The sequence below is a fragment of the Nocardioides carbamazepini genome, from assembly GCF_024614185.1.
Classification (GTDB): Bacteria; Actinomycetota; Actinomycetes; order Propionibacteriales; family Nocardioidaceae; genus Nocardioides; species Nocardioides carbamazepini.
Genome location: NZ_JAHTLF010000015.1, coordinates 221,890 through 236,374 on the forward strand (window position 1 = coordinate 221,890; position 14,485 = coordinate 236,374).

Annotated in this window: 16 protein-coding genes; 2 read left to right on the forward strand and 14 right to left on the reverse strand. The window is 72.2% G+C overall.

The features are described from left to right. Positions 1 to 245: 245 nt before the first annotated feature. On the reverse strand, positions 246 to 416 hold the full coding sequence (locus KVF89_RS10985) for a CsbD family protein (RefSeq protein ID WP_257425606.1): 171 nt from the start codon (positions 414 to 416) through the stop codon (positions 246 to 248). A gap of 201 nt (positions 417 to 617) precedes the next feature. Here KVF89_RS10985 and KVF89_RS10990 point away from each other — a divergent pair, with 201 nt between their 5' ends. Then, the gene (locus KVF89_RS10990; RefSeq protein ID WP_257425607.1) at positions 618 to 1,997 is read left to right on the forward strand and encodes a dihydrolipoyl dehydrogenase family protein; all 1,380 of its coding nucleotides are present in this window, start codon (positions 618 to 620) and stop codon (positions 1,995 to 1,997) included. A gap of 55 nt (positions 1,998 to 2,052) precedes the next feature. Then, a complete protein-coding gene (locus tag KVF89_RS10995; RefSeq protein WP_257425608.1) occupies positions 2,053 to 3,252 on the forward strand; it encodes a MinD/ParA family ATP-binding protein in 1,200 nt (399 codons plus the stop codon). Between the two features lie 172 nt (positions 3,253 to 3,424). Here KVF89_RS10995 and nusB read toward each other — a convergent pair whose 3' ends face one another. The 13 genes from nusB to KVF89_RS11060 all read right to left on the reverse strand — a co-directional run bounded on the left by nusB (position 3,425) and on the right by KVF89_RS11060 (position 14,475). Beyond that, positions 3,425 to 3,832, reverse strand: a complete 408-nt coding sequence (gene nusB / locus KVF89_RS11000) for a transcription antitermination factor NusB (RefSeq protein WP_257425609.1) — start codon at positions 3,830 to 3,832, stop codon at positions 3,425 to 3,427. 8 nt (positions 3,833 to 3,840) lie between these two features. Then, complete coding sequence (efp, locus tag KVF89_RS11005; protein WP_257425610.1) at positions 3,841 to 4,407, reverse strand: elongation factor P; 567 nt, start codon at positions 4,405 to 4,407, stop codon at positions 3,841 to 3,843. 82 nt (positions 4,408 to 4,489) lie between these two features. Further along, positions 4,490 to 4,939: a type II 3-dehydroquinate dehydratase gene (locus KVF89_RS11010; RefSeq protein WP_257425611.1), complete on the reverse strand. Its 450-nt coding sequence runs from the start codon at positions 4,937 to 4,939 to the stop codon at positions 4,490 to 4,492. A 2-nt stretch (positions 4,940 to 4,941) separates the two neighbouring features. Continuing rightward, positions 4,942 to 6,045, reverse strand: coding sequence for a 3-dehydroquinate synthase (gene aroB / locus KVF89_RS11015; protein WP_257425612.1), 1,104 nt, complete (start codon positions 6,043 to 6,045; stop codon positions 4,942 to 4,944). Further along, a complete protein-coding gene (locus tag KVF89_RS11020) occupies positions 6,042 to 6,566 on the reverse strand; it encodes a shikimate kinase (RefSeq protein ID WP_257425613.1) in 525 nt (174 codons plus the stop codon). The genes aroB and KVF89_RS11020 overlap by 4 nt, the downstream gene beginning before the upstream one ends. Then, positions 6,563 to 7,741, reverse strand: coding sequence for a chorismate synthase (gene aroC / locus KVF89_RS11025; RefSeq protein ID WP_257425614.1), 1,179 nt, complete (start codon positions 7,739 to 7,741; stop codon positions 6,563 to 6,565). The genes KVF89_RS11020 and aroC overlap by 4 nt, the downstream gene beginning before the upstream one ends. Positions 7,742 to 7,765: 24 nt before the next feature. After that, positions 7,766 to 8,464, reverse strand: coding sequence for an A24 family peptidase (locus KVF89_RS11030; protein WP_257425615.1), 699 nt, complete (start codon positions 8,462 to 8,464; stop codon positions 7,766 to 7,768). A 9-nt stretch (positions 8,465 to 8,473) separates the two neighbouring features. Further along, positions 8,474 to 9,298, reverse strand: coding sequence for a shikimate dehydrogenase (locus KVF89_RS11035; RefSeq protein WP_257425616.1), 825 nt, complete (start codon positions 9,296 to 9,298; stop codon positions 8,474 to 8,476). Continuing rightward, complete coding sequence (mltG, locus tag KVF89_RS11040) at positions 9,298 to 10,479, reverse strand: endolytic transglycosylase MltG (RefSeq protein WP_257425617.1); 1,182 nt, start codon at positions 10,477 to 10,479, stop codon at positions 9,298 to 9,300. Before mltG ends, KVF89_RS11035 begins: the two co-directional genes overlap by 1 nt. After that, positions 10,472 to 10,945, reverse strand: a complete 474-nt coding sequence (gene ruvX / locus KVF89_RS11045) for a Holliday junction resolvase RuvX (protein ID WP_257425618.1) — start codon at positions 10,943 to 10,945, stop codon at positions 10,472 to 10,474. The genes mltG and ruvX overlap by 8 nt, the downstream gene beginning before the upstream one ends. Before the next feature lie 7 nt (positions 10,946 to 10,952). Beyond that, positions 10,953 to 13,643, reverse strand: a complete 2,691-nt coding sequence (alaS, locus tag KVF89_RS11050) for an alanine--tRNA ligase (protein WP_257425942.1) — start codon at positions 13,641 to 13,643, stop codon at positions 10,953 to 10,955. Between the two features lie 11 nt (positions 13,644 to 13,654). Continuing rightward, positions 13,655 to 13,924 (reverse strand): DUF6167 family protein, encoded by a 270-nt coding sequence (locus KVF89_RS11055; protein WP_257425619.1) that lies wholly within the window; start codon positions 13,922 to 13,924, stop codon positions 13,655 to 13,657. Next, entirely contained in the window at positions 13,921 to 14,475 is a 555-nt protein-coding gene (locus tag KVF89_RS11060) for a hypothetical protein (protein WP_257425620.1), read from the reverse strand. Before KVF89_RS11060 ends, KVF89_RS11055 begins: the two co-directional genes overlap by 4 nt. Between the last annotated feature and the right edge of the window lie 10 nt (positions 14,476 to 14,485).

The window sequence follows — 14,485 nt, forward strand, 5'->3', positions numbered from 1 at the left end:
CCTTCTCCGCCTCACAGGACGGCTCGTTAAAGGATGTCGAACAGGCCGGACTCTACCGGCTCCCGGTCGTCCGGGGCGAACCGGGTCGGCGCGCCGCTGGTGGGCTCGCTTGTTGCGGTTTGGTCCCAAACCGCAACAAGTCGGGCCCTGAACGTGTGGTCTCTGCCCAATCGATGGCCGTCTCGAGCGCCGGACATGCCGGAGGGGCCCGGCGACCCCGGGCCCCTCCCCACACGTTCGCAGGCCTACTTGAAGGCGTCCTTCACCTTCTCGCCGGCCTGCTTCAGACTGCCCTTGGCCTTGTCGACCTTGCCCTCGGCCTCGAGGTCCTCGTCGTCGGTGGCCTTGCCCACCGCCTCCTTGGCCTCGCCCACCTTCTCCTCAGCCTGGTTGCGCATCTTGTCGTCGAGACCCATCGGTCGGCTCCTCTCGGTCGTCGGTTGCCATCCCGTCCCAGGTACCCGCGCGCGGCGGGCCGATCCGGGCCGCCCCCGCCCGAAGCCATGCGGTTTGGTCCCAAACCGCAACAATTCCCGGCCTGGCACTGCGGTTCGTGCCCAAACGACGGCGCCCGCTGATGCTGGTCCGCGCCAGGTCGGGTGTGTCAGGGTGGCGCCATGACAGGCCAGCTGGAAGCCGATGTCGTCGTCATCGGGCTCGGGCCCGGCGGTGAGCACCTCGCCGCCTCGCTGGCGCGGGCCGGACTCTCCGTGATCGGGGTCGACCGCCGCCTGGTCGGCGGCGAGTGTCCCTACTTCGGCTGCATCCCGTCGAAGATGATGATCCGGGCCGCGGACGCGCTGGCCGAGGCCCGGCGGGTGCCGGCGCTGGGCGGCGCGACGGACGTCCGTGCGGACTGGACGACCGTGGCAGACCGGATCCGCGACGAGGCCACCGACGACTGGGACGACGCCGTCGCGGTCGAGCGGCTGGAGCAGGCCGGCGCGCGGTTCCTGCGCGGGCACGGCCGGCTGGCCGGACCCGGGCGGGTCGTGGTCGCCACCGACGCGGGCGAGCAGGAGATCGTCGTACGCCGGGGCGTGGTCCTCAACACCGGCACCGAGCCGGCCGTCCCGCCGATCGACGGACTGGCCGACACGCCGTACTGGACCAACCGTGACGCCGTACGCCTCCGCGAGCTGCCCACCAGCCTGGTCGTCCTCGGCGGTGGCGCCATCGGCTGCGAGCTGGCCCAGGCCTTCTCCCGGTTCGGGGTCGAGGTCACCCTCGTGGAGGCTGGGGAGCGGATCCTCGGCCCCGAGGAGCCCGAGGCCAGCGCGGTGGTCGCCGCCGCGCTGGAGGCGGAGGGCATCGCGGTCCGGGCCGGGGTCGGGGTCACCGCAGTCGCCCACGATGGTGCCTTCCGGATCGGCCTCGCCGACGGGACGTCCCTCGCCAGCCAGACGCTGCTGGTGGCCGCGGGGCGTCGTACCAACCTCGGTGACGTGGGGCTCGACACCGTCGGCGTCGACCCGGCCGTCCGCTCGATCGACGTCGACGAGCGGATGCGGGTCGCGGGGGCCGAGGGCCTGTGGGCGATCGGCGACATCACCGGCAAGGGCGCGTTCACGCACATGTCGATGTACCAGGCGAACGTCGCGATCCGCGACCTCTCCGGCGAGGACGGGCCGTGGGCCGACTACCGCGCCGTGTCCCGCGCGACGTTCACCGACCCCGAGGTCGGCTCGGTCGGCCTGAGCGAGGACCAGGCCCGTCGTGCCGGGCTACGTGTGGGGGTCGGCACGGCAGCGCTGCCGGAGTCGAGCCGCGGTTGGATCCACCAGGTCGGCAACGACGGGCTGATCAAGGTCGTGGCCGACCTGGACCGCGGCGTGCTGGTCGGCGCGACCGCCGTCGGGCCGGCCGGCGGCGAGATCGTCGGGATGCTCGTGACGGCCGTGCACGCCGAGGTCCCGCTCGCGACGCTGCGGGGGATGCACTTCGCGTACCCCACCTTCCACAGGGCGATCGAGACGGCACTGTCGGACGTGTCCTGACGCCGCGGGACCGGGGTAGGTTGGCGGGCGAGCGCTGCCTATCTCGGAGGTAATCGTGAGTCACTCGTCGACCGATCCCTTGTTCGATCCGCTCACCGATCCGCTCGGTGAGCGTCCGACGCCCCCGTCCACACCCCCACCGGTGTCGCCGCCGGTCTCGCCCCCGGTCGCCGTGGCACCGGCGGACGAGCACACGGCGGTCCGCGGCCTGCACGCGGGGGCACCGGCTCCGGTCGGCCCGCCCCCGAGTGGCCCGCCGCCGAGTGGACCGCCGCCGAGCGCGCCACCGGTCGCCGTGCCACCGGCCGAGCCGCGACGGTTCATGACCGCCACCGACTTCCTCGACCGGCGTGACCAGGAGCTGACCTTCGGCGCGGCGACCTGGGGCTGGCGCGGGCGGGTACGCCGCTGGAGTGGCGGCCTGCTCAAGCCGGCGATGGGCGTGAGGGAGCGGGCCTACGAGGCGGACCGGGCAGCGATCCAGAAGGACTTCGACGGCCCGCGGACGATCGCGTTCGTCAATCCCAAGGGCGGCGCGGCGAAGACCACCGGCGTCCTGGCGGCCGGCTACACGTTCGGCACGGTCCGCGGTGGCGGCGTGATCGGCTGGGACAACAACGAGACGCGCGGCACGCTGGGGATCCGCGGCGCTCGCAGCACCCACCGCAACACCACCCGCGAGCTGCTCGACGACCTCGGCCGGTTCAAGGACGTCTACCAGTCCCGGATCGGCGACCTCGGCGCCTTCGTCCGCTCGCAGGGCGACGCCCACTTCGACGTCCTCGCCTCCGACGAGCGCCCCGACGTCACCGGGGTCATCCACGCGAAGGACTTCAGCGAGGTCCACGCCCTGCTCGAGCGCTTCTACCGGATCCTGCTGATCGACACCGGCAACAACCTGCGTGCCGAGAACTGGCTCGCCGCCGCCGACGCCGCCGACCTCCTGGTCGTGACCAGCACGGTCCGCGAGGACACCGGCTACAGCGGCCTGTGGATGCTCGACGCCCTCCAGGACGCCGGCCACGAGAACCTCAAGTACAAGACCATCACCGTCCTCTCCGACCCCAGTCCCAAGGTGGACGAGGCGCTCGCCCGTGACCTGGTCCAGGTCTACGAGCAGCGGACCCGTGGCGTCTACCGGGTCCCCTACGACCCCGTCCTCGTCTCCGGTTCGGTGGTGCCCTACGCCGAGCTGTCCCAGGAGACCCGGAGGTCGTGGCTGCGGGCGTGCGCGGCCATGGCGGCGGCGCTCTAGGGGTACTCCCCGGATCCCCGAACGACCTACCCGGCCGCGATCAACAGACCGAACAACGCGACGTGATCGCTCGTACGTCGTCCGTCCGACGCCGACCCGTGGGTCGTTGATTGGGCAGAGACTGCACGTCTGGGAGCCAATTCGTTGCGGTTTGGGACCAAACCGCAACACTTCAGACCAGCGTGGCCTTCTGGCGCTGGATCGCGCCGAGCACGCCGTTGACGAAGGCCGGCGAGTCGTCGGTCGACAGCTCCCGCACGAGGCCCATCGCCTCGGTGACGGCGACCGTGTCGGGCACGTCGTCGGCCCAGAGCAGCTCCCACACGCCGATCCGGAGCACGTTGCGGTCCACGGCCGGCATCCGGGCCAGGCTCCAGTCCGTGGAGAACTCCTCGAGCACCTCGTCGATCCGCTCGTTGCGCTCACTGACGCCGCGCACGATCACGGCGGTGTAGGGGTTCGCCGGGGCTTCGCCCTCGGCGGCGACCCGCGCGAGCGCCTCGACGCCCGTCTCGCCGCGCAGGTCGGCGGCGTACAGGACGTCGAGGGCGCGCTTGCGGGCCTTGGTCCGGGCTCCCACGAGGTGGATCAGCCCTTCACGCGGGAGAGGTACGAACCGCCGTCGCGGGTGTCGACCTTGATCTTCTCGCCCTGATCGATGAACAGCGGCACCTGGATCTCGGCACCGGTCTCGAGCGTGGCGGGCTTGGTGCGGCCGGTGGCGGAGTCGCCGACGACACCAGGCTCGGTGTAGGAGACGAGGAGCTCGACCGAGGCGGGCATCTCGATGAAGAGGACGCGGCCCTCGTTGGTGGCGAGGATGACCTCCTGGTTCTCCAGGAGGAAGCCGGCGGCGGTGCCGACGATGCCGGGCTCCACCTCGACCTGGTCGTAGTCCTGCACGTCCATGAAGACGAAGTTGGTGCCGTCGTTGTAGAGGTACTGGAACGAGCGGCGGTCGACCGTGGCGGTCTCGACCTTGGTGCCGGCGTTGAAGGTCTTGTCGACGTTCTTGCCGGACTCGACGTGCTTGAGCTTGGTGCGGACGAACGCGGGACCCTTGCCCGGCTTCACGTGCTGGAACTCCACCACCTGCCAGAGCTGGCCCTCCAGGTTGAGAACCATGCCGTTCTTGAGGTCGTTCGTCGTTGCCATGCGTCAGCCTTCTCTGCAGATGTCCAAGATCGGGTGGCCGCGGCGCCGCCTCAGCGGGGGCACACGGGGCCAGCAGACGAGTCTAGTGCGCGCCCCGCGCTGCGATGAATTCGAGCGCCTGCCGGTAGCCGTCGATGCCCTCGCCCTCGATCACCTTCGCCGCATGCGGCGTGACCAGCGAGGTGTGCCGGAACACCTCCGGCCGCTTGGACGGGGCGCTGATGTGGACCTCCACGAGCGGGGCGGTGAGCTGCGCGCAGGCGTCGTAGAGGGCGTAGGAGTAGTGGGTCCAGGCACCTGCGTTGAGCACCACCGGCCAGTCGCGGTCGGCCGCGTTGTTGAGCCAGTCGAGCATCTCGCCCTCGTGGTTGGTCTGCGAGAAGTGGATCTTGAGGCCCAGCTCCTTGCCCCACGCCGGCATCAGGCGATCCTGGAGGTCGAAGTGGGTCGTGCTCCCGTAGATCTCGGGCTGGCGGCGCCCCAGCCGGCCGAGATTGGGTCCGTTGAGGACGTAGACGTCTTGCTTGCCCATGGTCAGGATCCTTGCCGGTCCGACAGTGCGGAGTACGCCGCGCGCAGGTCCTCCTCGGAGGGCCCGGCCAGCACGACCGGCCGGGCGAGGTCCTCGAGGACGACGAAGCGCAGCTGGTTGCCGCGGGCCTTCTTGTCCACCCGCATCGTCGCCAGCAGCGTCTCGAAGTCGGCCCCGTCCCACGACGTCGGCAGCCCGACCTTGCCGAACGCCGTGCGGTGGCGGGCCACCAGCTCGGGCGACAGTCCGCCGGCGCGGGCGGCCAGCTCGGCGACGTACACGCAGCCCAGGGCGACCGCCTCGCCGTGGCGGATGGAGTAGTCGGTGGCCCGCTCGATCGCGTGGGCCAGGGTGTGGCCGTAGTTGAGGACCTCACGGCCGGGGTGACCGTCGACTCCCCCGGTCTCCCTGAGGTCGCCGGCGACGACGTCTGCCTTCACCCGGATCGCCCGCTCGACCAGCTCCCGCAGCACCGGCGAGTCCGCCGTGAGGTCCGACGGCTCGGTGGACTCGACGAGCTCGAGGATCCGCGGGTCGGCGATGAAGCCGCACTTCACGACCTCGCCGAGCCCGGCGACGACCTCGGCGCGCGGCAGCGTGGCGAGCAGTGCGAGGTCGCAGAGCACGCCGGCCGGCTCGTGGAAGGAGCCGACCAGGTTCTTGCCGGCCGGGGTGTTGATGCCGGTCTTGCCGCCGACCGCCGCATCGACCATGCCCAGCACGGTCGTCGGGATGTGGATGACAGCGACACCCCGCAGCCAGGTGGCGGCCACGAACCCGCCGAGGTCGGTGGTCGCACCGCCGCCGAGGGTGACGACGGCGTCGGAGCGGGTGAAGCCCTCCTCGCCGAGCGACTCCCAGCAGGCCGCGGCGACCTCCCAGTTCTTCGCCTCCTCGCCGTCGGGTACCTGCAGCACGATGACGTCGAGGCCCTCGAGCAGGTCGGCGAAGGGCTCGAGCAGGTCCTCCAGCGACTCCGGCGTGATGATCGCTACCCGCTGGACGCCCGCGGGGAGCAGGCCGCGGAGGCGGTCGAGGATGCCGTGGCCGACCACGACGTCGTACGGCGCCGCGGTGGTCACCGGGATGACGGTGAGGTGATTCATGCGAGGTCTCCCTGGAGGGCGGTGAGTATCTCGGCCGCGATCACTGCGGGCTCACGGCCGTCGGTGTCGACGACGACCCGGGCGAGGCCCTCGTAGACCGGCGTGCGCTCGTCGAGGAGCTGCTTGACCCGGGCGCGGACGTTGCCGAGCAGGAGCGGGCGACCGGTGCCGAGCCCGACCCGCTTGACCGCGTCGGCGAGCCCGACGCGCAGGAACACGACCTGCTGGGAGGCGAGCAGCGCCTGTGTCGCGGGATCGAGGACGGCACCGCCCCCCAGAGACAGCACTCCGCCGTGCTCGTCGAGCGCCCGGGCGACGGTGGCGCGCTCGAGCGCCCGGAAGGCCGACTCGCCGTCCTCGACGAAGATGTCCTGGACCGACTTGCCGGCCTGCTCCTCGATCAGCTCGTCGCTGTCGGCGAACCCGACGCCGAGGCTTGCCGCGACCAGACGGCCGACGGTCGTCTTCCCGGCGCCCATGGTCCCGATCAGGACCGCGCGCGGCCCGCCCGCACCGCTCACCTGAACCGGAGCGTGTCGAGGTAGGACTGCACGTTGCGCCGGGTCTCCTGGACGGAGTCGCCCCCGAACTTCTCCAGCACGGCCTCGGCGAGCACGAGCGCCACCATCGCCTCCGCGACGATGCCGGCCGCGGGGACGGCGCACACGTCGGAGCGCTGGTGGTGGGCGACCGCCTCCTCGCCCGTGGCGAGGTCGACGGTGCGCAGTGCCCGGGGGACGGTGGCGATGGGCTTCATCGCGGCGCGCACGCGCAGGATCTCACCCGTGGTCATGCCACCCTCCGTGCCGCCGGAGCGACCGGACAACCGCCGCAGGCCGTCGTCGGTGGCGACGATCTCGTCGTGCGCGAGCGAGCCCGGGGTCGCGGCGAGCTCGAAGCCGTCGCCCACCTCGACCCCCTTGATCGCCTGGATGCCCATCAGCGCGCCGGCGAGACGCGCGTCGAGCCGGCGGTCCCAGTGCACGTGGGATCCCAGGCCGGGCGGCAGCCCGTGGACGACGACCTCGACGACGCCGCCGAGGGTGTCCCCGTCCTTGTGGGCCTGGTCGATCCGCTCGACCATCAGCTTGGAGCCGTCCGGGTCCAGGCAGCGGACCGGGTCGGCGTCGAGGCGTACGACGTCCTCGGGCGCGGGGAGGTCGCGCGACGGGGTGCGGACGCCACCGATCTCCAGCACGTGGCTGACGATCCGGGCGCCGGTGGCCTGCTCGAGGAAGTTGCTCGCGACGCGGCCCAGCGCGACCCGGGCCGCGGTCTCCCGGGCCGAGGCCCGCTCGAGGATCGGGCGCGCGTCGGGGAAGTCGTACTTCTGCATGCCCGCGAGGTCCGCGTGCCCGGGACGAGGGCGGGTCAGCGCGGCGTTGCGGGCCTGAGCCTCGAGGATCGCGGGGTCGACCGGGTCGGCCGACATCACCGTCTCCCACTTGGGCCACTCGGTGTTGCCGACCTGGATCGCGACCGGGCCGCCCTGGGTCCGGCCGTGCCGGACGCCGCCGGTGACGGTCACCTCGTCGGCCTCGAACTTCATCCGCGCCCCGCGGCCGTAGCCGAGACGACGACGGGCGAGCGAGTCGGAGATGTCCTCGGTCGTCACCTCGACGTGGGCCGGCAGGCCCTCGAGGATCGCGACCAGGGAGGGGCCGTGGGACTCCCCCGCAGTCAGCCAGCGCAACATGGGCACCAGTCTCCCACGGTGGGATCAGGCGCTGAGGACCTGTCCCACCACCACGGCGACCAGCGCGCCGAGGACGAGGAACGGCCCGTACGGCACCCGCCGCCGGATCATGGTGCCGCTACGTCGCATCGGCACCATGGCCACGACGCCGAGCACCGCGGCCGCCAGTACCGACACGATCAGTACCCCCGTGCCGTAGGGCCCCAGCGCGATGCCGAGCAGGGCCCCGAGCCGGACGTCGCCGCCCGCCATCGCCCGCGGGCTGACCAGGCGCATCAGGCCGTAGTAGCCGCCGAGCGCCGCGAACCCGATCAGTCCCCACCCGGCGACCCACACGTCGCCCACGATGACGGCGGCCACCGCGACCAGCACGCCCGTGACCAGCCAGGCCGGCCGGATCAGCCGCGAGGGGAGGTACCAGGTCACGTAGTCGATGACCGTCAGCGCACAGCAGACCGGCACGAGGACGAGCAGCCACAGCAGGCCCCAGCTCCAGCCGAGCGCCAGGCCGAGTACGCCGGCCGCGACCGCGCAGGCCACGAGGGACCGGATGCGCAGGCCCGGGCGGCGGGCCAGCTGCGCGAAGGGCACGTGGTCCGGGTAGTCCTCGGGATTCTCAGCCGGGTCGTGGTCGGGCTCGGGACACTGCGCGATCAGCCACGGGACCAGGAGTCCGCCCAGGGCTCCGATCAGGGCGCAGACCAGCGCGGGGACGACGTGCATGCCGTGACGCTACCGGGACGCGAGCGCGGCTTCGCCCGCCGAGCGCATCGCGTCGAGTGGCCCGTCCTGACCAGTGAACATGCCGAACTGGAGCACCGCCTGGTGCACCAGCAGGTCGAGCCCCGAGACCACCGTGGCGCCCGCGCGCAGCGCCGCCGCGACCAGGGGCGTCGGCCACTCGTTGTAGGTCACCTCGAACACGACGTCGACCGATTGCACCCGCGCCACCAGATCGGGCGTCTGGGCCGCAGCGGGGATCGTCGAGACCAGGACTCCGCCCGTCCCGCCGACCTCGTCGAGCGGCAGCACGACCACGTCGGGGCGGGCAGGGTGCCGCCGGATCGCCTCGACCGCCTCGGTCGCCTTGTCGGGGTTGCGCGCCGCGACGACGATCCGGCCGATGCCGAGGTCGGCCAGCGCCAGCCCGACGCTGGCGGCGGTCGCGCCACCCCCGAGGATCGTGGCCAGGTGGCTCGGGCCGGCGAACCGCTCCCGGATCGCGGCGACCGCACCCGGCACGTCGGTGTTGTCGGCGAACCAGCCGTCGACCGTCCGGACGAGGGTGTTGGCCCCCCCGGCGAGCCGCGCGACCTCGGACACCTCGTCGGCCAGCGCCAGCGCCTCCCGCTTCAGCGGCGCGGTGACCGACAGACCCCGCCACTGCGGCCCCAGACCGGCCACGAAGCCGGCCAGCTCCCCGGACGGCACCCGGACGGCGTCGTACGCCGCCGCGATGCCGAGCGCGGCGTACCCGGCCCGGTGCAGGGTCGGCGACAGCGAGTGCGCCACCGGGTCGCCGACCACGGCGCAGCGGGCCGGCTCAGCCTTGACCACTAGCAGGCGCCCTCGGACTCGTTCGCGCAGTAGTCGCGCAGCTCGTTGGTGTAGGTGAGGAACTCGTCGTAGGTCGTCGCGAACTTCGTCTCGCCGGTGCGCAGGTTGACCGTGACGTAGTAGTACCAGTCGCCCTCGGTCGGGTTCATCGCCGCCGTGATGGCGTCGTCGCCGGGGGCACTGATCGGACCCGGGGGGAGCCCGACCACCCGGAAGGTGTTGTAGGGCGAGTCGGTGTCCTCCCGCTCGGCCTGGGTCAGCCCGACGGTGAGCTTGCGACCGAGCGCGTAGTCGACGGAGGCGTCGATCTGCAGGCGTCCGACCTGGCCCGCCGTCCCGGGGTTCTCGACCCGGTTGAGGATCACCCGCGCGATCTTCGCCATGTCGTCGGCGGTCTTGCCCTCCACCTGCACCAGCGAGGCGATGGTCATCAGCTCGTGCGGCGTGTAGCCGAGACGCTCGGCGGCCGCGTCGAGACCGGCGTCGTCGGCCGCCTGCTTCCACCGGTCGACCATCGCCTTCAGGAAGCCGGCGGCGGTGTCGTTGGGACTGATCGTGTAGGTCGCGGGGAACAGGTAGCCCTCGGGATTGCCGCCGGCGTAGTCGGGCAGTCCGAGGTCGGGACTCCGCAGCGCCGCGTTCAGGTCCTTCTTGGTGAAGTCGGTCTTCTTCGCCAGCACGTCCACGATGTCGACGACGCGCAGCCCCTCCGGGACGGTGACCGTCTCGGTCGACACATTGGCCGGGTCGACGAGGATGGCCACGACGTCGGCGGCCTTCATCTCGCTCTTGAGCAGGTAGGTGCCGGCCTGGATCCGCGTGGACCGGTCGTTCTTGGCCGCGGCGTCGACGAACGCCTCGCCGGAGGCGACGACACCGAGGTCCTCGAGCTCGGCACCCATCGAGCCCACGGTCTGGCCGGGGTCGATCACGAAGGTGACCTCACCGCTGCCGGGTCCGGAGAAGTCCTCGGGCCCGGCGAACATGTCCTTGACGTCGGAGATCGCGCCCCGCGCGAACCACGCGACGAGGCCGCAGAAGAGCACCACCACGAGCAGGATCGGCAGACAGCCGCCCCGTCGCGACTTGGCGGCACGGCGGCGCCCGCCGGCCGGCGTACCGGGGAGCAGGCCGAGGTCCTCACCGGGCTCGACGGGCTCCATCGGCGGCTGCTCAGTCATGCGTCTCCTCGTCCGTGGGGGGCGTCACCAGCTCCCCCGGAGGGGTGTCGGTGGCACGTTCGGCATCCAGCGCCTGCTGCAGGATGACGACGGCCGCGACCTGGTCGACCACAGCGCGTCGCTTCGCGCCCTTGCGCTGGTCGCGCAGCATAGCCTCCGCCGTGACCGTGGTGAGCCGTTCGTCGACCAGGCGCACAGGGACCGGCGCCAGGCGGCGCGCCAGCCGCGCGGCGAACTCGCGGGTCTTCACGGCCGCCGGGCCCTCTCTCCCGGAGAGCGAGCGGGGCAGCCCGACGATCACCTCGACGGCCCCCTCGGCCCTCAGGATCTGGTGGATCCGGCGCAGGTCCCCCTTGCCGCGCCGGACCGTCTCGACCGGCGTGGCGAGGATCCCGGACGGGTCGCTGCGGGCGACGCCGATCCGGGCGTCCCCCGGATCGACGCCGAGGCGGACGCCGCGGCGCATCAGGCCGCTATCCCTGTGCCACCGCGGCCGTCACGGCGGCCAGTGCCTCGTCGATCCGGGTCACGTCGGTCCCGCCGCCCTGCGCCAGGTCGGCCTTGCCCCCGCCCTTGCCGTCGAGGAAGGGTGCCGCGGCGCGGACCAGGTCGCCGGCCGCGAGACCGCGTGCCTGCGCCGCGTCGTTGAGGGCCGCCACGATCGCCGCCTTGCCGTCGGCAGCCCCGACGAGGACCACGACCGCCGGCGCGTCGCCGGCGAGGCGGGCCCGCACGTCGGTCGCGAGGGTGCGCACGTCGCCGCCACCGGCACCGTCGAGGCGCTGGGCGACGAGGCGGACGCCGTTGACGTCGGTCGCCCCGTCGGCGAGGGCCGCGCCACCGGACAGGAGCTGGGCGAGACGGATCCTCTCCATCTCCTTCTCGGTCTGCTTGAGCCGCTCCACCAGGTCGCCGACCCGGCCGACGAGGTCGCCGGGCTGGGTCTTGAGCAGCGTGGAGAGCTGACCGACGACGTCACGCTCGCGGGCGAGGTAGGCGAAGCCCTCGACGCCGGTGAGTGCCTCGATGCGGCGGTTCCCGGAGCCGACCGACGCCTCGCCGGTGACGACGACGGTGCCGACCTGGCTGGAGTGCTCGACGTGGGTGCCGCCGCAGAGCTCGCGGGACCAGGGCCCGCCGATCTCGACGACACGGACCTTCTGGTCGTCGTAGGTCTCGCCGAACAGGGCGATCGCGCCCCAGTCCTTGGCCTCGCCGAGCGTCATGTACTGCCAGCCGACCGGCAGGTCGGCGCGCAGGGCGTTGTTGGAGACCTGCTCGATCTCACGGACCTGCTCGGGTGAGAGGGCGTTCAGCCAGCCGAAGTCGAGGCGCAGGTAGCCCGGCCGGTTGTAGGAGCCGGACTGCAGGGCGGTGGGCCCGAGCACCTCGCGCAGCGCGGCGTGCACGATGTGGGTGCCGGAGTGCGCCTGGCGGGCACCGATGCGCCACTGCGGGTCGACCTTCGCGTGCAGCAGTCTCGCGTCCGCGGGCAGCTCGCCGTCGACGACGCGGACCTGGTGCACCACGAGTCCCCGGACCGGGCGCTGGACGTCGAGCACCTCGACGGTGCCGCCCTCGAACTCGATGACGCCGGCGTCGGCCACCTGGCCACCGGACTCGGCGTAGAAGGGCGTGCGGTCCAGCACCAGCTCGCCGATCTCGCCGCCGCCAAGGACGGGCACGGCGGCCCCCTCGCGCAGCAGCGCCAGCGGCCGGGACTCGGTCTCGAGGGTCTCGTAGGCCAGCCACTCGGTCGGGCCGTTGGCGTCGAGGATGTCGCGGTAGACCGCGGTGTCGGCGTGCTGGCCCTTCTTGGCGCGCGCGTCGGCCTTGGCCCGCTCACGCTGCTCGGCCATCAGCTGCCGGAAGCCCCGCTCGTCGACGGAGAGGCCCGCCTCGGCCGCCATCTCGAGGGTGAGGTCGATCGGGAACCCGAAGGTGTCGTGGAGCGCGAACGCCTTGTCACCGGGGATCGTGCTGGCACCGGCCTCCTTCACCTCGCCGGCGGCGAGGTCGAAGATCTGGGTGCCGGCCTGGAGCGTCTTGCGGAACGCCTCCTCCTCGGCGTACGCCACCTGGGCGATCCGGTCCCACCCGGAGACCAGCTCGGGATAGCTCTCCCCCATCTTGTCGCGGGACACCGGGAGCAGCTCGGGCAGCGACGGGTCCTGGTAGCCCAGCAGGCGCATGTTGCGCACCGCGCGGCGCAGCAGGCGGCGCAGCACGTAGCCGCGGCCCTCGTTGCCCGGCGTGACGCCGTCGCCGATGAGCATGAGCGAGCTGCGCACGTGGTCGGCGACCACCCTGAACCTGACGTCGTCGAGATGCCCGGCCGTGTTGTTGGGACCGGCCGCGCCGTACTTCTTCCCGGACAGCTCCATGGCCTTCTCGATCACCGGGAAGATGGTGTCGATCTCGTACATGTTGTGCTTGTCCTGCAGCAGGTACGCGACCCGCTCCAGGCCCATGCCGGTGTCGATGTTCCTGCTCGGCAGCGGTCCGGCGATGTCGAAGTCGTCCTTGGCGCGGACGGCGCTGAGCTCCTCCTGCATGAAGACCAGGTTCCAGATCTCCAGGAAGCGGTCCTCGTCGGCCTCGGGACCGCCGTCCGGACCGAACTCGGGGCCGCGGTCGACGTAGATCTCGCTGCACGGACCGCCCGGCCCGGGGACGCCCATGTTCCAGTAGTTGTCCTTGAGGCCGCGCGGCTGGATCCGCTCCTCGGGCAGGCCCGCGATCCGCTTCCACGCGTCACGTGCCTCGGCGTCGTCGGGCAGCACGGTGACCCAGATCTTGTCGGGATCGAAGCCGAACCCGCCGTCGGCCTGGGCGTTGGTGATCAGCTCCCAGGCGTACTGGATGGCGCCTTCCTTGAAGTAGTCGCCGAAGGAGAAGTTGCCGTTCATCTGGAAGAACGTGCCGTGCCGGGTCGTCTTGCCGACCTCCTCGATGTCGAGGGTGCGCACGCACTTCTGCACGCTGGTCGCGCGCTGGAAGGGCGGCGTCTCCTGGCCCAGGAAGTAGGGCTTGAAGGGCACCATGCCGGCGTTGACGAAGAGCAGGTTCGGGTCGTCCAGCAGCAGCGAGGCGGACGGGACCACCGTGTGGCCACGCGCCTCGAAGTGGGCGAGGAACCGGTTGCGGATCTCCGCGCTGCTCAGGTGCTGGTCGTTCAACGGGTGCCTTCTCTGCTGGATGTGGTGGTGGGGTTGGTCAGCTGGGGTGGTCCGGCGTCGGCACCGTCGAAGCGCTGGCGCAGGTGGATCTCGGCCTCGGCCTGCCCGCGCGCGACCTCCTCGCCGAGCAGCCGGGCACCGAGGAACGCGGCCCCGATCCGGTCGCGCATGCCGTCCGGGGTGAACGCCTCGGCGAGGCGCCGCGCCCGGACCATGCCGTAGACGCCGGCGGCCGCGCCGGCGGCGAACCAGACGCCCGCCTTCACGACGGCACCTCGACATCCGTCCGGACGGCGGAGCGCTGACGGTCCTCCCAGTCACGGCGGGCGGCCTTGAGCACGAGGCGACGCTCCTTGCGGGAGCGCTTCACCTCGCGCTTCATCTCGAACCGGATCCGGTTGCGGACCTCCGGCGACAGCGCGCGGCGCAGGCCCGCGGCCAGGGCTGCTGTCTTGATGACACTCTCCCGGAGCAGGATGTCGGCGAACATCGGGGCGGGGACGACCCGCGCCGGGACCCGCGGCCCGTTCTCCTGGCCCAGGTCGGTGATGACGTACTCCCGGTCGTCGACCATCGCGACCGGTGTCCGCTCCCGGCGGCCGGCGAGCTCCTGCCTCTCCTGCAGCTCCGCCTCGATGCCGGCCAGCTGCTCACGCAGCGCGTCGGCGTCCTGGGCGGCCGCCGCGAGCAGCGCCTCCGTGTGACTGCGGGCCTGGCGCGCGGACCGGGACAGCCGGAGCGCGGCGACCGCGAGCGCCAGGACGGCGACAGCGGTCAACGCGGCCAGCCAGGCCGGGACGACGAGCTCGTTGGTCACGACGAGCAAG

Bases quoted from the DNA above. Each gene is read 5' to 3' on its own strand.
- KVF89_RS10985 (WP_257425606.1), bottom strand. From the start codon at position 416: ATGGGTCTCGACGACAAGATGCGCAACCAGGCTGAGGAGAAGGTGGGC.
- KVF89_RS10990 (WP_257425607.1), top strand. From the start codon at position 618: ATGACAGGCCAGCTGGAAGCCGATGTCGTCGTCATCGGGCTCGGGCCC.
- efp (WP_257425610.1), bottom strand. From the start codon at position 4,407: ATGGCAACGACGAACGACCTCAAGAACGGCATGGTTCTCAACCTGGAG.
- KVF89_RS11010 (WP_257425611.1), bottom strand. From the start codon at position 4,939: ATGGGCAAGCAAGACGTCTACGTCCTCAACGGACCCAATCTCGGCCGG.
- aroB (WP_257425612.1), bottom strand. From the start codon at position 6,045: ATGAATCACCTCACCGTCATCCCGGTGACCACCGCGGCGCCGTACGAC.
- aroC (WP_257425614.1), bottom strand. From the start codon at position 7,741: ATGTTGCGCTGGCTGACTGCGGGGGAGTCCCACGGCCCCTCCCTGGTC.
- KVF89_RS11030 (WP_257425615.1), bottom strand. From the start codon at position 8,464: ATGCACGTCGTCCCCGCGCTGGTCTGCGCCCTGATCGGAGCCCTGGGC.
- mltG (WP_257425617.1), bottom strand. From the start codon at position 10,479: ATGACTGAGCAGCCGCCGATGGAGCCCGTCGAGCCCGGTGAGGACCTC.
- ruvX (WP_257425618.1), bottom strand. From the start codon at position 10,945: ATGCGCCGCGGCGTCCGCCTCGGCGTCGATCCGGGGGACGCCCGGATC.